Below are 18,593 nucleotides of genomic sequence, written 5' to 3' on the forward strand. Positions count from 1 at the left end.
CCCGTAGCGTGGTCCTCATGCGCGCCCTCCTCGACCGACCGGCGGCCCTGCCGATCGCCGGGGCGCTGCTCGCCGCCCTCCACCTGCTGCTCGGGTTCACCGGGGTCACTCCGACCGAGCGGATCGCCGGCGGCCTCGTGCTCGCGCTGGCCCTCGCCGTCGCGGGATTCCTGCCCGCGCTCGCCCCCTCGCTCGTCGCGGTCGGCGCGCTCGCCGACGGAGGCGTCCTGCTCGGCGGCGTCCCCGTCGACGGGGTGCTCGTCGGCCTGGTCGTCCTCTGGCAGACGACCCGCCGGGTGGGCCCCTGGACCCGTGCCCTGGCGCTCGCGGGCGGCCTGATCCTCGCCGGGATCGGCGGCGTCACCGTCGCGCTCGGCGTCTCCGGCCCGCTCGATCCGTCCGGGCTCCCGGCGCGCGTGGAGTTCGTGGTCCTCGCCCTGGTCGCTCTCGCGGTCGCCTCCGTGCTCGGTGCGGCGAAGGTCCTCGTGTACCTCAACGCGCTGCGGGCGCCGGTTCTCGCGGGCGATCGGATCGACGCGCTGCTGACCCGGGTCGCCGGGCCGCAGGACCCCTTCGCGGTGGGGGTCGCCGGTGGTCAGGCGCTGGTGCTCCTCCTCGTCGCCGGCCTCCCGTTCGCCGGGGTGGACGGCGCGATGCAGCTGCTGGTCGCGGGGGTGCTCGCGGTCGCGCTGGTGCTGCACCGGCGGTCCCCGGTCCTCGCCCTCTCGATCGCCTGGGCCGGTGCCGCCCTGCAGATGAGCGCGAGCCTCGCTCCCGGACCCGCGGATCTGGCCATCCTGGCCGTCCTCTTCGGCGCCGGCGCGTCGGAGTCGCGGCGGGTGCGGATCGCGGGCGCGGTGTCGGCCGTCCTCGGCGCCGTGGTCGCCGTCGTCTACCTCGTCCTCGTCTTCGACCTCGTCGCGAGCGCCTACGACGGCCTGCTGTCGGCCGGAGCCACCTTCGGCGGGATCCTCGCGACGCTCGGCCTCTCCTGGACCATCGGACTGCTCTCCCGCTCGGTCCGCCGGGCGCGTGAGGGCCAGACCCTGCGCGCGCAGGCCGAGCAGGAGCGCGCCCGGGCGCAGCGCGAGCTCGACACCGTGGAGGAGCGCAACCGGATCGCCCGCGATATGCACGACGTCGTCGCCCACTCCCTCGCCGTCGTGATCGCGCAGGCGGACGGCGCGCGCTACCTCGGCGCCACCAGCCCCGAGCAGACCGACGCCGCGCTGCTGACCATCTCCTCCGTCGCCCGGGACGCCCTCGGCGACGTGCGCGTGCTCCTCGCCCAGCTGCGGCACTCGCAGAGCGACGGCCCGCAGCCCGGCGCGCGCGACCTGCCGGCCCTCCTCGACAGCGTGGGCGGAGCCGGAGCCCCCGTCCGCGCCGAGCTCGCCGTCGACCTGGAGGCGGTGCCGCGCGCCGTCGGTCTGGCCCTGTACCGGATCGCCCAGGAGGCGACCACGAACGCTCTCCGCCACGGCCGCCCGGGCTCGCCGCTCGACATCGCCCTGCGCCAGGACGGCGGCGAGCTCGCCCTGACCGTGCGCAACGCCCGGTGCGCCGACGTCGAGCGCGACTCCCTGCCGGGCGAGGGCCACGGACTGGTCGGCATGCGCGAGCGCGCCGCGCTCGTCGGGGGAGTGCTCGCCGCCGGCCCGGTCGGGGACGACTTCGTCGTCGACGCGCGCCTGCCCTCCTCCCCGTCCCTCGCCCGCACCGCCCCACCCCTCGCCTCCGGAGGCAGCCCCGCATGACCGACACCATCCGCCTCGTCCTCGTCGACGACCAGGCCCTCTTCCGCGCCGGCATCCGCATGCTGCTCGGCTCGCAGCCCGACCTCGAGGTGGTCGGGGAGGCCTCGGACGGGGCGGAGGGCGCGGAGCTGGTCGCGCGGCTGGCCCCCGACGTCGTGCTGATGGACATCCGGATGCCGGGCGTCGACGGGATCGAGTCGACCCGGCGGATCCTCGCGGACGCGCAGGAGCGGCGGGTCGAGCCTCCGCGCATCCTCGTGCTGACCACCTTCGACCTCGACGAGGCGGCCGCGCGCGCCATCCGGGCGGGCGCGAGCGGCTTCCTCCTGAAGGACACGGAGCCCGGCTTCCTCCTCGCCTCCGTCCGCACCGTGCACGCGGGGACCGCCGTGGTCGCCGCCTCCGCGACCCGCGAGCTCTTCGAGCACTTCGGAGCGGCGGGCAGCGGACGGGAGACCCCGCCCGCCTTCGCGACCCTCACCGACCGCGAGCGCGAGATCTTCCACCTGGCCGCGCGGGGGATGAGCAACACCGAGATCGCGCGCGCCGAGTTCCTGAGCGAGGCGACGGTGAAGACGCACATCAGCCGCACCCTCGGCAAGCTCGGCCTGCGCGACCGCGTGCAGCTGGTGGTCTACGCCTACGAGAACGGCCTGGTCACCTAGCGCGGGACGCCGGGGTGACGCGCCGCGGGGGCGGTGCTACCCTGACCGGGTGCGCTTCGGACAGCTCCTCCTTCTCCGCCGCGACGAGATCTGATCCTCAGGCCATCCTCGTCGCGGAGTCCGTCGTCGGCTGAACCATCCCTCGCCCGCGAGGTCGATCCGCATCCGGATCCCCGCGAGACCGCTCGACCGGCACCGCCCACCAGCGGAGCCGCACGCGAGCGGGATCGGTCACGAGCGAGAACAGACACGTGCGCACCACTGCGCCGGGAGAGCACCTCATGCTGAACAACCAGAAGCCGTCGCCCATGCCGATCGGCAAGTACCGTCCCTTCCACGAGCTGATCGCCGTGGACCTGCCCGACCGCACCTGGCCGTCGAAGCGCATCACGACCGCGCCCCGCTGGTGCGCCGTGGACCTCCGCGACGGCAACCAGGCGCTCATCGACCCGATGAGCCCCGAGCGCAAGCGCATCATGTTCGATCTGCTGGTCCGGATGGGCTACAAGGAGATCGAGGTCGGATTCCCGAGCGCGAGCCAGACCGACTTCGACTTCGTGCGCAGCCTCATCGAGGAGGGCGCGATCCCCGAGGACGTCACCATCCAGGTGCTGACCCAGGCCCGCGACCACCTGATCGAGCGCACCTACGAGTCGATCCGCGGTGCGCGCCAGGCGATCGTGCACCTCTACAACTCCACGAGCGTGCTGCAGCGCGAGGTCGTGTTCCGCAAGGACCGTCAGGGCATCATCGACATCGCGCTGGCCGGCGCCCGCAAGTGCCGCGAGATGGAGTCGACCGTCCCCGGCACGGCCGTCTACTACGAGTACTCGCCCGAGAGCTACACCGGCACCGAGCTCGACTTCGCCCGCGAGATCTGCGACCGGGTCGTCGAGGTCTTCGAGCCGACTCCCGAGCGCAAGGTCATCCTGAACCTGCCCGCCACCGTCGAGATGGCCACCCCGAACGTCTACGCCGACTCGATCGAGTGGATGAGCCGCAACCTCGCGCAGCGCGAGAACATCGTGCTGTCGCTGCACCCCCACAACGACCGCGGCACGGCCGTGGCGGCCGCCGAGCTGGGCTACCTGGCCGGCGCGGACCGGATCGAGGGCTGCCTCTTCGGCAACGGCGAGCGCACCGGCAACGTCGACCTGGTCGCGCTGGGCGTGAACCTGTTCACCCAGGGGGTCGACCCGCAGATCGACTTCAGCGACATGGACGGCATCAAGCGCACCGCCGAGTACTGCAACCAGCTGCCCGTTCCCGAGCGCAGCCCCTGGGCGGGCGACCTGGTCTTCACCGCCTTCAGCGGCTCGCACCAGGACGCCATCAAGAAGGGCTTCGAGGCGATGCAGGCCGAGGCCGAGCGGACCGGCCGCAGCGTCGACGAGCTCACCTGGGCCGTGCCCTACCTGCCGGTGGACCCGAAGGACCTGGGCCGCTCCTACGAGGCGGTCATCCGCGTCAACTCGCAGTCCGGCAAGGGCGGAGTCGCGTACCTGCTGAAGACGGACCACGCGCTCGACCTGCCGCGCCGGCTGCAGATCGAGTTCTCGGGCGTCGTGCAGGCCAAGACCGACGCCGAGGGCGGCGAGGTCACGAGCGAGCAGATCTGGACGGTGTTCCAGGACGAGTACCTGCCCGCGCCCGCCGAGCGCGCCGACGAGAAGTGGGGCCGCTTCGAGCTGCTGCGCACGAACACGTCGAGCGATCTGGGCGGCAGCATCGCGCTGGACGCGGTCCTCCGGGTGGGCGACGAGCGCGTCTCGGCCAGCTCGCGGGGCAACGGCCCGATCAACGCCTTCGAGGCCGTGCTGGAGCAGCAGGGCGTCGAGGTCCGGGTCCTCGACTACGTCGAGCACGCGCTCAGCGCCGGCGGCGACGCGCTGGCCGCCTCGTACGTCGAGTGCACGGTGAACAGCCGCACCCTGTGGGGCGTGGGCGTGGACGCCGACATCTCGACGGCCTCGCTCAAGGCCATCGTCTCGGCCGTCAACCGCGCCCTGCGCGAGGAGGTCCCGGTCCGCGAGCTGGCCGGCGCCTCCGCCTGATCGGGCCCGATCCCCGCCGGGGGAGCCGTGACGCGTCGCGGCTCCCCCGGCGTTCCCGTGCGCGGACCGCGCGGGACTCCGCTCCCTGCGTCCGGGTCGGCCGCCGCTAGGTCCGGCGGCGCCAGCGCAGGCGCGGCACCCCGCTGAGCGCGCGCTGCTCGGGCAGGCTCCAGCCGTAGCGGACCGCGAGCAGGCGGATGACCGTGGTCACGCCCACCGCGAGCGGCGCGGCGAAGTCGATCGTCACTCCGAAGCGCAGCGCGAGGACCAGGACGCCGGTGCCCACCGAGGCGGCGACCGCATAGAGCGAGCCGACGTGCATCAGCGCGATCGGCCGGTTCAGCAGGATGTCGCGGACGACGGATCCGCCGACGGCCGAGACGGTGCCGACGAACACGGCCGGCACCTCCGGCACGCCGAGCGACAGGGCCTTCGTGGTGCCGATCGCGCCGAAGAGTCCGAGGGTCAGCGCGTCGAGGGCGGTGATCGTCCCGTCGACCCGGTTCAGCAGGTGCTGGAGCAGCATCCCGAGCAGGGAGGCGGTCACCGCGACGATCAGGTACGCGTCGGTGTGCAGGGCCACCAGGGGCGTCTGGAGCAGCAGATCGCGGAGCACGCCGCCGCCGAGGCCGGTGGCCGTGCCGATGATCGTGACGCCGAGCAGGTCGATCCGGCGGTCGCGGAACTCGCCCGCGAACATCGCGCCCTGGAGGCAGCCGATGGCGATCGCGAGCAGGTCGGCCCAGGCCGGGATCTCGAAGAGGGAGGCTGCCACCCGGACATCGTTCCACGGCGCGGGCCCTGCTCCGGCCGGGCTGCCAGCCGGGTGTCGGGGGTCGGGGGGATAATCGGAGGATGCCCACCTATCGCGACGAAGCCGTGGTGCTCCGCACGCACAAGCTGGGCGAGGCCGACCGCATCGTGACGCTGCTCTCGCGCAGCCACGGCAAGATCCGCGCGGTGGCGAAGGGCGTTCGCAAGACCGGCTCCAAGTTCGGCTCGCGGCTCGAGCCGTTCATGGTCGCCGACCTCCAGCTCTACGAGGGCCGGAGCCTCGACATCGTCACGCAGGCCGAGTCGCTCGGCGCCTACGGTGCGCTGATCGCCGCCGACTACGACAGCTACACGGCGGCGAGCGCGATGGTCGAGACGGCGGACCGCCTCACCGACGCGGACGCCTCCCTGCAGCAGTACCTGCTGCTCGTCGGGGCCCTGCGCTCGCTCTCGAAGCACGAGCACGAGCCGGTGCTGACGCTCGACTCCTACCTCCTGCGGGCGCTCTCGATCGCGGGCTGGGCGCCCAGCTTCGAGGACTGCGCGCGCTGCGGCGCTCCCGGGCCCCACGGCGCGGTCGTGGTGCAGCTCGGAGGCGTCGTCTGCGCCGACTGCACGCCGCCCGGCGCACCGCGGGTCGCTCCGGAGGTCGTGGTCCTGCTGGGCGCACTGCTCACGGGAGACTGGGCCCACGCCGAGACCACCGAGCCGACCACGCGGTCGCGGGCGAGCGGAGTGGTCGCCGCCTACACGCAGTTCCACCTCGAACGCGGTCTGAGATCCCTGGAGCACGTCACCCGATGAAGCCCTTCACTCACAAGGACGCCGAGCCGTACCGCCCCCTCGACTGGACCGGGATCCACCCGCCTGCGATCCCGCGGAAGGCCGTTCCAGGGCACGTCGCCATCGTGATGGACGGGAACGGCCGCTGGGCGAACTCCCGCGGCCTGACGAGGATCGAGGGGCACAAGCGCGGCGAGACGGCGCTGCTGGACGTCGTGGCCGGAGCGATCCAGATCGGCGTGAAGCACCTCAGCGTCTACGCGTTCTCGACCGAGAACTGGAAGCGCTCGCCCGAGGAGGTGCGCTTCCTGATGGGCTTCAACCGCGATGTGCTGCACCGCCGCCGCGATCAGCTCAACGAGTGGGGCGTGCGCATCCGCTGGGCCGGCCGGAAGCCGCGCCTGTGGGCGTCGGTGATCAACGAGCTGCAGTTCGCCGAGGGGATGACCGCGGACAACGACGTGCTGACGCTCACCATGTGCGTCAACTACGGCGGGCGCACCGAGATCGCCGACGCGGTGCAGCGGCTCGCCGCCGAGGTCCAGGCGGGGCGGCTCAAGCCCTCCGGCATCTCCGAGAAGACGATCGCCAAGGCGCTCTACGTGCCCGAGATGCCGGACGTCGACCTCTTCGTGCGCTCCTCCGGCGAGCAGCGCACCAGCAACTTCCTGCTCTGGCAGAGCGCCTACGCCGAGATGGTGTTCCTCGACCGGCTCTGGCCGGACTTCACGCGGACCGACCTCTGGGACGCGATCGAGCACTACTCCGGCCGCTCCCGCCGCTTCGGCGGCGCGGTCGACGTGCCGGGGGCCTCCTCGTGATCCGGGTCGGAATCGTCGGCTTCGGGCTCGCGGGCAGCGTCTTCCACGGTCCGTTCCTCGCGGCGGATCCCGCTTTCGAGGTCGTCGCCGTCTCCACCCGCGACGCCGGTCGGAGGGCCGCGGCCTCCGCCGCGCATCCCGAGGCCCGGATCGTGCCCGACCTCGACGCGGTGCTCGCCGAGCGGCCGGAGCTGGTCGTGCTCGCCTCGCCGCCGTCGGTGCACCGGGAGCAGGCCGTCCGAGTGCTCGAGGCCGGAGTCGCCGTCGTGATCGACAAGCCCTTCGCACCGAGCGCGGCCGACGCGGACGCGATCATCGCCGCCTCCGAGCGGAGCGGTGCGCCCGTCTTCGTCTTCCAGAACCGGCGCTGGGACGCCGATCTGCTCACCCTCCGCCGCCTCCTGGGCGAAGGGGTCCTCGGCGAGGTCCTCCGCTTCGAGTCGACCTTCGAGCGCTGGAGCGCGCCGAAGACGGGCCGGTGGCAGAGCGAGACGGGTCCGGCCGAGGGTGGCGGGATCCTCTTCGATCTCGGCAGCCACCTGGTCGACCAGGCGCTGCTGCTGTTCGGCCCGGCGGTCGTCACGGCGGCCGAGACCCGGACCGTCCACGAGGGCTCCGCGAGCGAGGACGACGCGTTCGTCTCGCTCCTGCATCACAGTGGCGTCCGCTCCCACCTCACCATGAGCCGCGTCGCCCGGGCGACCGGCCCCCGCTTCCGCGTGCTCGGCACCCGCGCCGCCTTCAGCGTCGACGGTCTCGATCCGCAGGAGACCGCGCTCCGCACCGGCGGCGCCCGACCGGACGACGACGGCTTCGGCGAGGTCGCGCCGGAGGGATGGGGCGTCCTCGTCGACGACTCCGGCGCACACCCCGTGCCGAGTGAGCGGGGACGCTACGCCGCGTTCCTCGAGCAGGTCGCGCTGTCCCTCCAGGACGGCGCTCCCTCGCCGGTCGACGTGCGCGAGGCCCGCGAGGTCGTCGCCGTGCTCGAGCAGGCGCACGCTCTCGCCGCCCGCTGACCGGGCCCGCCGCCGACGCGCCCGGTCGCTCCCCGGTCTTGGCGATCCGGCTCCCGAGCGTCATCCTCGAGAGGTGAGCACCGCACTGCCGAACTCCGCCGACCTGCGCGCGCGCTTCGCCGGTGCCCGCGGCTACCACAACGCCTGCACCCTCGGCCTGCCGCCGCGGCAGACCGTCGAGGCGCTGCGGGCGGACCTCGACGGCTGGTCGTCCGGGGAGAGCACGGCCGCCGCCTACGGCGCTGTCGCCGAGCGCGCGCGTGCCTCGTTCGCCGCGATCGCCGGCGTCCCGGTCGACCGTGTCGCGATCGGCTCGCAGACCTCCGCCATGGCCGCCGTGCTCGCCGCCTCGCTGCCCGACGGGGCCCGCGTGCTCTGCGTGGACGGCGACTTCTCCTCCATCGTGTTCCCCTTCCTCGCCCAGGCGCACCGCGGAGTGACCGTGCGCTCCGTCGCGCTCGAGGCGCTGTCCGACTCCGTCGAGGACGGGGACGACCTCGTCGTCTTCTCCGCCGTGCAGTCCAGCAGCGGAGCGCTCGCCGATCTCGACTCCGTCCTCGAGGCGGCCGCGCGCCACCGAGTGCGGACCGCGTGCGACCTGACGCAGGCGGCCGGCGTCCTGCCGGTCGACGCCTCCCGCTTCGACGCGACCCTCACCCACGCCTACAAATGGCTGTGCTCGCCGCGCGGAGTGGCGTTCCTCACCGTCTCGCCCGCCTACGCGGCCGAGCTCGTCCCCGTGCAGGCGGGCTGGTACTCGGGGGAGGACGTGTGGTCGTCCTGCTACGGACCGGCCATGCACCTGGCCGAGAACGCCCGCCGCTTCGACGTCTCGCCGGCCTGGCAGGCGTTCGCCGGCGCCGAGGCGTCGCTCGCTCTGTTCCGCTCGCTCGACCTCGACGCGGTCTGGGCGCACGCCTCCGGCCTCGGCGACCTACTGTGCGAGCGGCTGGACCGGGAGCCTCAGCACCGGGCGCTCGTGTCCTGGCCGGACGAGGGGGGAGCGGACCTGGAGCTGCTGCAGGCCGCGGGTCTGCGCGTCTCGGGCCGCGGCGGCCGGCTCCGCATCGCCTTCCACCTCTGGAACGACGAGTCCGACGTGGACGAGCTCGTCCGCGTGCTGCGGGAATAGCGGGGCGCCCCCTCCGTTGTCCTGGGGGTGAGTGCTGAGCCGAGCCCCCTGTCCGTCGACGTCTGGTCCGACATCGCCTGCCCCTGGTGCTACATCGGGAAGCGCCGGTTCGAGCGCGGGCTCGAGGCCTTCCGCGCCGCGCACCCCGAGGCTCCGGAGGTCGTCGTGGAGTACCGCAGCTTCGAGCTCTCGCCGGACACGCCGGAGGACTACCGCGGGGGAGAGGCAGCGTTCCTCGCCGAGCACAAGGGCATCCCGGAGGCGCAGGCGCAGCAGATGCTCGACTCCGTCACGGCGGTCGCGGCGGGCGTCGGCCTCGACTACCACTTCGAGTCGGTGCGCCACGTCAAGACGGTCACCGCCCACCAGGCGCTCCACCACGCCAAGGAGAACGGACTGCAGCTCGAGCTCGTCGAGCGTCTCCTGAGCGCGTACTTCGTCGAGGGCCGCGACCTGGCCGATCCGGAGGTGCTCGCCTCGCTCGCCGGCGAGGTCGGGCTCGACCCGGCGGAGACGCGCCGCGCTCTCGAGGACCGGCGCTACCTCGGGCGGGTGCAGTCCGACATCGCGCAGGCCCGCGAGTACGGGATCTCGGGGGTGCCGTTCTTCGTCCTCGACGGGCGCTTCGGCGTCTCCGGCGCCCAGGAGCCGGCGGCGTTCACCGAGGTCCTCGAGCACGTGCTGGAGCAGCGGGCGGCCGTCGCGTGAGCGGGCCGTTCGAGATGCTCGGCGACTCCGGCGGGCCGCTGTGCGAGGACGGCGTCTGCGCCGTGCCGCAGGCCGCGGAAGCGCAGGCCGAGGTGCCGCCGATCACCGCGGAGGCTCCTCCACGGTGATGTCGGCGACGGTCGCGCCGTAGGCGGCCACGAGGGCGTCCGCGTCGACGAAGGCGCTGCGCCCGTCGGCGCCGGCTCCCATCGCGACGCGGCGGCCGAGGATCCGCTCGTCGGCGTAGACCGGCCAGGCCGTCGTGGACCCGATCGGGGTGATGGTGCCGCGCCGGTAGCCGGTCGCCTCGAGGGCGGCCGTCTCGTCCGGGAGGCGGAGCTTGTTCACTCCGACCACCGCGCGCAGCTTCGGCCACGCGATCTGCCGCCCGCCGGGGACCAGGGCGAACAGGTAGCCGCCGTCGTGGCGCTTCACCACGAGCGACTTCACGATGTCGCCGGGCTCGATGCCGAGCAGCGCGGCCGCCTCGTGCAGGCTGCCGGCAGCGGGCCTCTCCACGATCTCGACCGCAAGGCCGCGGGCGGACGCGTCCGCCTCCAGCCGCTGCGAACCGTCCTCCACAGGTGTGCTCCCGTTCATCTCTCCACCTCTCCGCTCGTCACTCCGCCTTCCCCAACACAGGATCTGGGAGAATCGATACCGATGTCCTCCACTCTCACGGCCGCCCCGCCCGCGCGCACCGCGCCGGCGCTCCGGATCGGCCCCCTCGAACTCGACGCGCCGGTGGTGCTCGCCCCCATGGCGGGCATCACCAACACGGCGTTCCGCCGCCTCTGCCGCGAGTTCGGCAACGGCCTCTACGTGAGCGAGATGATCACCTCCCGCGCGCTCGTCGAGCGCACGCCGGAATCGATGCGCCTCATCCGCCACCACCCCAGCGAGTCGGTGCGCTCGATCCAGCTCTACGGAGTGGACCCGGTCACCGTCGCCGAAGCGGTCACCATGCTCGTCGCCGAGGACCGGGCCGACCACATCGACCTCAACTTCGGCTGCCCCGTGCCCAAGGTCACCCGGAAGGGCGGGGGAGCGGCCCTGCCGTGGAAGCTCCCGCTGTTCCGGCAGATCGTCGAGGGCGCCGTGAAGGCCGCCGGCGACGTCCCGCTCACCGTCAAGATGCGCAAGGGCATCGACCCGGACCACCTCACCTACCTCGAGGCCGCCCGTGCCGCCGAGGGCGCCGGGGTCGCGTCGATCGCGCTGCACGCGCGCACCGCCTCCGAGTTCTACAGCGGGCACGCCGACTGGTCGGCGATCGCCATGCTCAAGGAGACGGTCACGAGCGTGCCCGTGCTGGGCAACGGCGACATCTGGTCGGCCGAGGACGCGCTGCGGATGATGGCCGAGACGGGCTGCGACGGAGTCGTCGTCGGTCGCGGCTGCCTCGGGCGCCCCTGGCTCTTCGGCGACCTCGCCGCCGCGTTCGCCGGCTCCGACGAGCGGTTCCGCCCTTCGCTCGGACAGGTCGCCGAGGCGTTCCGCCGCCACGCGGAGCTGCTCGTCGACTTCTTCGAGAGCGAGGAGCGCGGCTGCCGCGACATCCGCAAGCACGTCGCCTGGTACTTCAAGGGCTACGCCGTCGGCGGCGACCTGCGCGCTCGCCTGGCCACCGTCGAGTCGCTCGCGCAGCTCGACGAGCTCCTGGCGACGCTCGACTGGACGCAGCCCTATCCGGGCGAGGCGGCCGAGGGGCAGCGGGGCCGCGCCGGCTCGCCCAAGGTCCCCTCCCTCCCGGACCGCTGGCTCGAGTCCCGCGAGCTCGACGCCGGGCAGCGCGACGCGGTCTCGGCCGCCGAGATCCACAACAGCGGTGGATGACCGCGCGCTCTGGGGGTACTCGCTCGTCGACACCGAGCGATTCCTGCCGGAGGACCACTCGACCCGCCGCTCCGACTTCGCCCGCGACCGCGCCCGGCTCTTCCACTCCAGCGCGCTCCGCCGCCTGGCCGCGAAGACCCAGGTGCTCAGCCCCACGGCGGGCGTCGACTTCGCGCGCAACCGCCTGACCCACTCGCTCGAGGTGGCGCAGATCGGCCGGGAGCTCGCCACGAGCCTCGACCTCGACCCCGACGTCGTCGACACGGCCTGCCTCGCGCACGACATCGGGCATCCGCCGTTCGGGCACAACGGCGAGCGCGCGCTCAACACCTGGGCCGAGGGGATCGGCGGCTTCGAAGGCAACGCGCAGACCTTCCGGCTGCTCACGCGGCTCGAGCCGAAGGTGTTCGGCGACGACGCCCGCCCCTACGGGCTGAACCTCACCCGCGCCAGCATCGACGCGAGCTGCAAGTACCCCTGGCCCGACACGCGCTCGGTCGCGGACCCGTCGGGGCGCGCCAAGTTCGGGTTCTACGCCGACGACGCTCCCGCGTTCGCCTGGATGCGCGAGGGCGCCCCCGAGGGGGTGCGCTGCATCGAGGCCGAGGTGATGGACCTCTCGGACGACATCGCGTACTCCGTGCACGACTTCGAGGACGCGGTGGTCTCCGGCTACATCGACGTCGAAGCACTCGGCTCCCGCGCCGACCACGAGGACCTCGTGCAGTCGATGCACTCCTGGGTCGGCGGGGAGGTCGGACACGACGAGCTCGTCGCCGCCTTCGACCGTCTCGACTCGCTCGACGTGTGGGTCTCCTCCTGGGACGGCTCCCGCCGCGACCAGGCCCGGCTCAAGAACCTCACCAGCCAGCTCATCGGCCGCTTCGCCGCCGCCGCCACCGAGGCCACCCGCGAGGCGTACCAGCACCCCGACCTCGTCCGCTTCGGCGGCCACGTCGTCGTCCCCCGCGAGCAGCAGGCCGAGATCGCCGTGCTCAAGGGGATCGTCGCGACGTTCGTGATGTCGCGGAACACCCGCCAGCCCATCTACGCCCAGCAGCGCGAAGTCCTCACCCGCCTCGCCGACACCCTCCTCGACCGCGGCCCGGGAACCCTCGAGCCCGGCTTCGCCGAGGACTGGCACGCCGCCCCCGACGACGACGCCCGCCGCCGCGTCGTCGTCGACCAGGTCGCCAACCTCACCGACCAGAGCGCCCTCGCCTGGTTCGAGAGGCTGTGCTGATGCGCTGAGCCGGGCGGCGCCCGGCTCAGCTGTGCCGCCGGTCCCTGCTCGGCGTCACCGCGGTCGGCTTGTCGAGGTGGTGCGTTCCAGGGAGCGGGGTGCGTCCGCCTGAGGCGATCCGCTGTTACGCGGATCGTCCGTTCGGCGGTGCTCGATTGCACGCCGGTCCTCGCCCGGCGTGGCGCGGTCGGCTTCTCGGGGTGGTGCGGTTCGTGGAGCGGGGTGCGTCCGCCTAGGGCGATCCGCTGGCACGCGGATCGGCCGTTCGGCGGTGCCGGTGGCACGCCGGTCTCTGCCCGGCTCGGCGCGGTCGGCGGTGCTCGATTCCACGCCGGTCCCTGCCCGGCGTGGCGCGGTCGGCTTCGCGGGGTGGTGCGTTCCAGGGAGCGGGGTGCGTCCGCCTAGGGCGATCCGCTGGCACGCGGATCGGCCGTTCGGCGGTGCCGGGGGCACGCCGGTCACCGCCGGGCGTCACCGCGGTCGGCTTGTCGGGGTGGTGCGTTTCGTAATGCGGGGTGCGTCCGCCTAGGGCGATCCGCTGGCACGCGGATCGGCCGTTCGGCGGTGCCGGGGGCACGCCCGTCACCGCCAGGCGTCACCGCGGTCGGCTTGTCGGGGTGGTGGGTTCCAGGGAGCCGGGTGCGTCGTCTGAGGCGATGTGCTGGTGTGCAGGTCGGCCGGTCGGCTCGGAGGGCGGGGAGGGCACCGCACCGCGAGGCGCGGAGGGGCGCGGGGCGGCGGGTACGGTGGGGGCGTGGGAGCGGAGCGGACACGGCAGCGGATCCTCGAGGCGGCGACGGAGGAGTTCGCGGCGCACGGGCTGGCGGGAGCGCGGGTCGACCGCATCGCGGCACGGTCGGGGATGAGCAAGCCGATGCTGTACTCGCACCGGCCGACGGCGCGCGAGGCCGTCGCCGCCGTCGTCCGAGTCAGTGCGGAGGGGTACTCCGCGCCCGGCACTCCTGCCGGCTGCTTCGTGCTGAGCGAGCCGCGGCTCGAGGCCCGTCGCCGCGAGATGGAGGCGCTCGTCGCTGCCCGGGTCGAGCGCGGGATCGAGGAGGGCGACGTGCCGCCGGAGACGGACTCCGGATCCGTCGCCGCCTTCGTCGTCGCCGTGCTCAGCGGGATGTCGACGCAGGCCCGCGACGGAGCACCGGCGGACCGCATCGCGGTGATCGGCGAGCTCGCACTCGGCGCGCTGCCGGCGGCCACGGGCGTGCGAGCCGCAGGGCGCACGCCGGGAGCTCCCGGATGAGACTGCGTCGGCCGCGTCTCGGCCTCCTCGCCCTGGTCGTCGCGGGGCTGCTGCTGGTCCAGCCCGCCGCGGCCTCGGCGGCACCGCTGCTCCCTCCCGCGAACGGCGTCCTCGACTACCAGCTGGGAGGCGCCTACGCTCTGGCGTCGAGCGTCACCATCGTCGACCGCGACCGCACGGACGCGCCCGCCGCCGGCCGCTACAGCATCTGCTACGTGAACGCCTTCCAGACCCAGCCCGGCGAGAGCGCCGCCTTCGCGAAGCGGCACCCCGAGCTCCTGGTGAGGCGAGCGGACGGGAAGCCCCTCGCCGATCCGGGCTGGCCGGACGAGTACCTCTTCGACGTCTCGACCTCCGCGAAGCGGACCGCTCTGCTCGCGATCGTCGGCGCCTGGATCGACGGATGCGCCGAGGACGGCTTCGACGCCGTCGAGGCCGACAATCTGGACAGCTACACCCGCTCGGGCGGGAGGCTGACGAAGTCGCAGGCGCTGGCGTTCGCCACCCTCCTGACGGCGCGCGCTCACCGCTCCGGCCTGGCGATCGGCCAGAAGAACGGAGCCGATCTCGCCGCTGCCGGGAAGAGGACGGTCGGCTTCGACTTCGCCGTCGTCGAGGAGTGCCAGGTCTACGACGAGTGCGCGGCGTACACGGACGTCTACGGGCGCCAGGTCTACGAGATCGAGTACACCGACAACGGCCGGTCCGCCTACTCCGAGGCCTGCGCCGCGCAGGGCCGGAGCATCTCGGTCACCCTCCGCGACCGCGACGTCGTCCCCCGTGGCGCACCGGGCTACGTGAACCGGCACTGCTGACGCCGGGCGGACGCTACCGCAGGGCTCCCAGCACGACGGCCGCGGCGCGGGCGACCAGCGCGTCGTCGTAGTCCGCCTCGGGGTCGTTGCGCGTCGAGAGGATCGACAGCACGACCGCGTCCCGCCTGGGAGGCGTCACCACGGCGACGTCGTTGCGGATCCCGCCGGCGCCCCCGGACTTGTCCGCGACGCTCCAGCCGGCCGGAGCGCCCGCCCGGACGAGAGTGTCGCCGGTCGCGTTGCCGCTCATCCAGTCGAGCAGGAGCGCCCGGTCCTCCGCGGACAGCACGTCACCTGTGGCGACCGCGGCGAGGTCCGCCGTGAACGCGGCCGGGGTGGTGGTGTCCTCGGTGCTGCCGGGCTCGATCGTGTTCAGCGCGGGCTCCTCGTTCACCACCTCGGTGGTGGTGTCGCCGAGAGCCTCCAGTCCTCGGTCGAGGGCGGAGGGTCCGCCGAGGCGCCGGAGCACGAGGTTTAGAGCTGTGTTGTCGCTCCGGCGGACGGCCGCCTCGGCGAGCTGCGACAGCGGCAGGCCGGTGGCGGTGCTCTCCTCCGTGACGGGGGAGTAGCCCGCCGCCTCGACGTCGGCGACGGTCCAGGTGACCACCTCGTCCCGCTCGGCGGCGGGGACGGTGCGCAGGAACTCCGCTGCGGCGAGGGCTTTGAGGCTCGAGGCGAAGCCGAAGCGCTCGTCGGCCCGGTGATGGACCCGGCGGCCCGAGCCGGTGTCGACGGCGCTGACGCCGATCCGGGCGTCGAACTCGTTCTCGAGCGCGGCCAGCTCGGCGGAGACGTCGATCGGAGGAGGGGTGGCGGAGGACACCGACGACGGCACCGAGGCGGACGACGGCGGCGCGACCGGGGTGTCCGCCGTGGTGGTGCACCCTGCGAGGGCCAGGAGGAGGGCGGAACCCGCGAGTGCGCGGAGGGTCCGCGACGACCCTCTCGAACGGTTCACAGCGCGGAGTAGACGACGAAGAAGGCGACGGCGGCCGCCGCGGTGACGCCGAGCGCCGCGAGCGAGACGAGTGCGCGCGGCCTCCTCTGCACGACGGCCAGGACGAGGAAGCCCGCGCCCAGGACGATCTGGAGCCACCAGTACACCGGACTCGTGGTGTCGGCGACCGCGCCCAGCGCCCAGACGCCCTCGCCGATCAGCACGCCCGAGAGCGGCGCGACGGCCAGGACGCGCCACGTCCTCGAGCCGTGGAGGGTGAGTGCGGCGGCGGCCCCCAGGATCGGCCCGGCGGGGACGGCGAGCAGCCAGAAGACGTCCGTGAAGGGAGGCGAGTAGCCGAAGCCGCGCGCCGCGGTCACCAGGTCGTAGCCCTCGAGAAGCGCCCAGAAGCTCAGCAGGCCGAGCGCGGCCCCCGCTGCCGGTCGGGCGCCGCCGAGGCGCACGAGCGCGAACACGAGCATGGACCAGCCCCCGGAGGAGTTGGCGAACGAGCTCACCGACGGCGGGAGGGAGCCCTGCAGCAGGCTGGTGAGCCCGCCCAGGACGAGACCGCCGAGCAGGGCGACGAGCAGAGCACGCAGGAGAGGCGGGCGGGAGGCGGCAGGGGGCATGGGTCGATTCTCGGAGACGGCGGGCGGGTGCGGATCAGGGATGACCCTGATCTCGGGGTGCGGGGCCAATCACAGGTCTCCGGGGTGATCCGCGCCGCCCTGGTGCAGTTCTCCCCACCCCGGCTCGGCGGCCCCGGCGGCCGATACGATGGACCCCATGCCTCGGATCCGACAGTCAGATGTCGAGGAGGTCAAGGCGCGGGTGAACATCGGCGACGTGATCGGCGAGTACGTCACGCTGAAGTCGGCCGGCATCGGCTCGCTGAAGGGCCTCTGCCCCTTCCACGACGAGCGCAGCCCCAGCTTCCACGTCCGCCCGCAGGCCGGCTTCTACCACTGCTTCGGCTGCCAGGAGTCGGGCGACGTCTACAGCTTCGTCATGAAGATGGACCACAGCTCGTTCAGCGAGACCGTCGAGCGCCTCGCCGGGCGGATCGGCTTCCCGCTGCAGTACGAGGACGGCGACGGCCGCGCGCCCGAGACCGGCGGGCGAGCGCGCCTCCTCGCCGCGAACGACGCCGCGGAGGAGTACTTCCGCGAGCAGCTCGCGACCCCGGGCGCCGACGTCGGTCGGCGCTTCCTCGGCGAGCGGGGCTTCGACCGCGCCGCCGCCGACCGCTTCGGCGTCGGCTTCGCACCCGACGGCTGGGACGGGCTCACGACCGCGCTCAAGCGCCGCGGCTTCTCGGAAGAGGAGCTGACCACGGCCGGCCTGGTCAGCAGCAACAACCGCGGCGGCGTCTACGACCGCTTCCGCGGCCGCCTCGTCTGGCCGATCCGCGACGTGACCGGCCAGACCGTCGGCTTCGGCGCCCGCCGCCTCCTCGAGGAGGACAAGGGCCCCAAGTACCTCAACACCCCCGAGACGCCCGTCTACCACAAGTCCCAGGTGCTCTACGGGCTCGACCTCGCCAAGCGGGACATCTCCCGCGGGCACCGGGTGGTCGTCGTCGAGGGCTACACGGACGTCATGGCCTGCCACCTCGCCGGCGTCACCACCGCGGTCGCCACCTGCGGCACCTCCTTCGGCGTCGACCACATCAAGGTGCTGCGCCGGGTGCTGGGCGACGACAGCGGCGTCGGCGAGGTCGTCTTCACCTTCGACCCCGACGCGGCGGGCCAGAAGGCGGCGATGCGCGCGTTCCAGGAGGAGCACCGCTTCGCCGCGCAGACCTTCGTCGCCGTCGCGCCCGTGGGCCTGGACCCCTGCGACCTCCGCCTGAACCGCGGAGACGACGCCGTCCGCCGCCTCATCGACGACAAGAAGCCGATGTTCGAGTTCGTTATCAGGCAGCTGCTGGACCGCTACGACCTCGAGACGGTCGAGGGCCGGATCGCGGCCCTGCGCGCGGCCGCCCCGGTCGTCGCCGAGATCCGCGACCCGGCGCTGCGGCCCGGCTACTCCCGCGAGCTCGCCCGGATGCTCGGCCTGGACATGGCCGAGGTCAACTCCGCCGTGCGCTCCGCCGGATCCCGGCCCCGCTCCTCCGGACCCGAGGGCCGCGACCAGCAGGGCGGGCGGGGCGGCGGCGAATCGTCCGCGGCCGAGGCGCCCCTCGGCGCGCGCATCGCCGACCTCCCCGTCGACGTCGTCACGCGCATCGAGCGCGAGGCGCTGATGGCGATGCTCCAGCTTCCGCAGGCGATGGGTCCGGAGCTCCTGGCCCGGGCGGCGCACGCGGCGGTCACCAACGAGACCCTCCGCGTGGTCCGCGACGCCGTGGTCGCGAACCTCGAGCGGGCGGAGGACCGCGACTGGGTCGAGCACGTCGCCGACGACGTCCCCGGCCCCTTCGCCTCGCTGGTGCGCCAGCTCGCGGTGGCGCCGATCCCGGCCGCCGACGAGGAGGGGCTCGCCCGCTACTCCCGCGACGTGGCGATCTCGCTCATCGAGCGCGACCTGCTCCGCGAAATCGCCGAGCTGCGCGGGGCGCTCCAGCGCGCGTCCGCCGATCCGGTGATGGCGCGCGCGGTGCAGGTGCGACTGGTCGAGCTCGAGCGCGAGAAGCGGGCGCTGCGCACGGAGTGAGCGTGTTGCGGTCGTGTGAAGAAATCGGCCGCACGCCCGTGCCGGTTCGGAGAGCGCTTCCAACTGTGTTACCCATGAGGAACAGCAATGCGGGCGTCCAGTGTCGTGACGCCACAGCCCACAGGAGATCTGT

17 protein-coding genes are annotated in these 18,593 nt (G+C 73.4%); 13 read left to right on the forward strand and 4 right to left on the reverse strand.

Going from position 1 to position 18,593, the window contains the following annotated elements:
* Window positions 1-17 precede the first annotated feature (17 nt).
* The 3 genes from C5C36_RS07725 (at window position 18) to leuA (ending at window position 4,476) form a co-directional block, all read left to right on the forward strand.
* Window positions 18-1,757 carry a sensor histidine kinase gene (locus C5C36_RS07725; protein ID WP_146085318.1) on the forward strand — a complete coding sequence of 580 codons (1,740 nt, stop codon included), beginning with the start codon at window positions 18-20 and terminating at the stop codon, window positions 1,755-1,757.
* A complete protein-coding gene (locus C5C36_RS07730) occupies window positions 1,754-2,422 on the forward strand; it encodes a response regulator transcription factor (protein ID WP_104309522.1) in 669 nt (222 codons plus the stop codon). The genes C5C36_RS07725 and C5C36_RS07730 overlap by 4 nt, the downstream gene beginning before the upstream one ends.
* A 281-nt stretch (window positions 2,423-2,703) precedes the next feature.
* Entirely contained in the window at window positions 2,704-4,476 is a 1,773-nt protein-coding gene (leuA, locus tag C5C36_RS07735; RefSeq protein WP_104309523.1) for a 2-isopropylmalate synthase, read from the forward strand.
* Window positions 4,477-4,582: 106 nt separating this feature from the next.
* Here leuA and C5C36_RS07740 read toward each other — a convergent pair whose 3' ends face one another.
* Window positions 4,583-5,251 carry a trimeric intracellular cation channel family protein gene (locus tag C5C36_RS07740; protein ID WP_104223430.1) on the reverse strand — a complete coding sequence of 223 codons (669 nt, stop codon included), beginning with the start codon at window positions 5,249-5,251 and terminating at the stop codon, window positions 4,583-4,585.
* An 80-nt stretch (window positions 5,252-5,331) separates the two neighbouring features.
* Here C5C36_RS07740 and recO point away from each other — a divergent pair, with 80 nt between their 5' ends.
* The 5 genes from recO (at window position 5,332) to C5C36_RS07765 (ending at window position 9,713) form a co-directional block, all read left to right on the forward strand.
* Window positions 5,332-6,054, forward strand: coding sequence for a DNA repair protein RecO (recO, locus tag C5C36_RS07745; protein WP_104223431.1), 723 nt, complete (start codon window positions 5,332-5,334; stop codon window positions 6,052-6,054).
* Complete coding sequence (locus C5C36_RS07750) at window positions 6,051-6,854, forward strand: isoprenyl transferase (protein ID WP_104260973.1); 804 nt, start codon at window positions 6,051-6,053, stop codon at window positions 6,852-6,854. The genes recO and C5C36_RS07750 overlap by 4 nt, the downstream gene beginning before the upstream one ends.
* A complete protein-coding gene (locus C5C36_RS07755) occupies window positions 6,851-7,873 on the forward strand; it encodes a Gfo/Idh/MocA family oxidoreductase (protein WP_104260974.1) in 1,023 nt (340 codons plus the stop codon). Before C5C36_RS07750 ends, C5C36_RS07755 begins: the two co-directional genes overlap by 4 nt.
* 73 nt (window positions 7,874-7,946) lie before the next feature.
* Window positions 7,947-9,005 carry an aminotransferase class V-fold PLP-dependent enzyme gene (locus tag C5C36_RS07760; protein ID WP_104247507.1) on the forward strand — a complete coding sequence of 353 codons (1,059 nt, stop codon included), beginning with the start codon at window positions 7,947-7,949 and terminating at the stop codon, window positions 9,003-9,005.
* A gap of 27 nt (window positions 9,006-9,032) precedes the next feature.
* Window positions 9,033-9,713 (forward strand): DsbA family protein, encoded by a 681-nt coding sequence (locus C5C36_RS07765; protein WP_104234453.1) that lies wholly within the window; start codon window positions 9,033-9,035, stop codon window positions 9,711-9,713.
* 102 nt (window positions 9,714-9,815) lie between these two features.
* Here the strand turns inward: C5C36_RS07765 and C5C36_RS07770 are convergent, their stop codons facing one another.
* Window positions 9,816-10,313: an aminoacyl-tRNA deacylase gene (locus tag C5C36_RS07770; RefSeq protein ID WP_104223436.1), complete on the reverse strand. Its 498-nt coding sequence runs from the start codon at window positions 10,311-10,313 to the stop codon at window positions 9,816-9,818.
* A gap of 63 nt (window positions 10,314-10,376) precedes the next feature.
* Between C5C36_RS07770 and dusB the strand changes: the two genes are divergently transcribed.
* The 4 genes from dusB (at window position 10,377) to C5C36_RS07790 (ending at window position 14,862) form a co-directional block, all read left to right on the forward strand.
* Entirely contained in the window at window positions 10,377-11,549 is a 1,173-nt protein-coding gene (gene dusB, locus C5C36_RS07775; protein WP_104247508.1) for a tRNA dihydrouridine synthase DusB, read from the forward strand.
* The gene (locus C5C36_RS07780; protein ID WP_104223438.1) at window positions 11,542-12,792 is read left to right on the forward strand and encodes a deoxyguanosinetriphosphate triphosphohydrolase; all 1,251 of its coding nucleotides are present in this window, start codon (window positions 11,542-11,544) and stop codon (window positions 12,790-12,792) included. Before dusB ends, C5C36_RS07780 begins: the two co-directional genes overlap by 8 nt.
* A gap of 754 nt (window positions 12,793-13,546) precedes the next feature.
* On the forward strand, window positions 13,547-14,047 hold the full coding sequence (locus C5C36_RS18015) for a helix-turn-helix domain-containing protein (protein WP_181069138.1): 501 nt from the start codon (window positions 13,547-13,549) through the stop codon (window positions 14,045-14,047).
* A complete protein-coding gene (locus C5C36_RS07790; protein WP_104309525.1) occupies window positions 14,044-14,862 on the forward strand; it encodes an endo alpha-1,4 polygalactosaminidase in 819 nt (272 codons plus the stop codon). Before C5C36_RS18015 ends, C5C36_RS07790 begins: the two co-directional genes overlap by 4 nt.
* Before the next feature lie 13 nt (window positions 14,863-14,875).
* On the opposite strand, the gene bla is transcribed toward C5C36_RS07790, so the two are convergent.
* Entirely contained in the window at window positions 14,876-15,820 is a 945-nt protein-coding gene (bla, locus tag C5C36_RS07795) for a class A beta-lactamase (RefSeq protein ID WP_104297517.1), read from the reverse strand.
* Window positions 15,817-16,431, reverse strand: a complete 615-nt coding sequence (locus C5C36_RS07800) for a DUF6518 family protein (RefSeq protein ID WP_181069140.1) — start codon at window positions 16,429-16,431, stop codon at window positions 15,817-15,819. The genes bla and C5C36_RS07800 overlap by 4 nt, the downstream gene beginning before the upstream one ends.
* A gap of 157 nt (window positions 16,432-16,588) precedes the next feature.
* Between C5C36_RS07800 and dnaG the strand changes: the two genes are divergently transcribed.
* On the forward strand, window positions 16,589-18,460 hold the full coding sequence (gene dnaG, locus C5C36_RS07805) for a DNA primase (RefSeq protein WP_104309526.1): 1,872 nt from the start codon (window positions 16,589-16,591) through the stop codon (window positions 18,458-18,460).
* The last annotated feature ends 133 nt before the right edge of the window (window positions 18,461-18,593 follow it).

The organism is Rathayibacter sp. AY1G1, assembly GCF_002932095.1.
Classification (GTDB): Bacteria; Actinomycetota; Actinomycetes; order Actinomycetales; family Microbacteriaceae; genus Rathayibacter.

Excerpts from the sequence above, each read along its gene's own strand:
- C5C36_RS07725 (WP_146085318.1), top strand. The coding sequence starts at position 18 with ATGCGCGCCCTCCTCGACCGACCGGCGGCCCTGCCGATCGCCGGGGCG.
- C5C36_RS07730 (WP_104309522.1), top strand. The coding sequence starts at position 1,754 with ATGACCGACACCATCCGCCTCGTCCTCGTCGACGACCAGGCCCTCTTC.
- leuA (WP_104309523.1), top strand. The coding sequence starts at position 2,704 with ATGCTGAACAACCAGAAGCCGTCGCCCATGCCGATCGGCAAGTACCGT.
- recO (WP_104223431.1), top strand. The coding sequence starts at position 5,332 with ATGCCCACCTATCGCGACGAAGCCGTGGTGCTCCGCACGCACAAGCTG.
- C5C36_RS07750 (WP_104260973.1), top strand. The coding sequence starts at position 6,051 with ATGAAGCCCTTCACTCACAAGGACGCCGAGCCGTACCGCCCCCTCGAC.
- C5C36_RS07770 (WP_104223436.1), bottom strand. The coding sequence starts at position 10,313 with ATGAACGGGAGCACACCTGTGGAGGACGGTTCGCAGCGGCTGGAGGCG.
- dusB (WP_104247508.1), top strand. The coding sequence starts at position 10,377 with ATGTCCTCCACTCTCACGGCCGCCCCGCCCGCGCGCACCGCGCCGGCG.
- C5C36_RS07790 (WP_104309525.1), top strand. The coding sequence starts at position 14,044 with ATGAGACTGCGTCGGCCGCGTCTCGGCCTCCTCGCCCTGGTCGTCGCG.
- C5C36_RS07800 (WP_181069140.1), bottom strand. The coding sequence starts at position 16,431 with ATGCCCCCTGCCGCCTCCCGCCCGCCTCTCCTGCGTGCTCTGCTCGTC.
- dnaG (WP_104309526.1), top strand. The coding sequence starts at position 16,589 with ATGCCTCGGATCCGACAGTCAGATGTCGAGGAGGTCAAGGCGCGGGTG.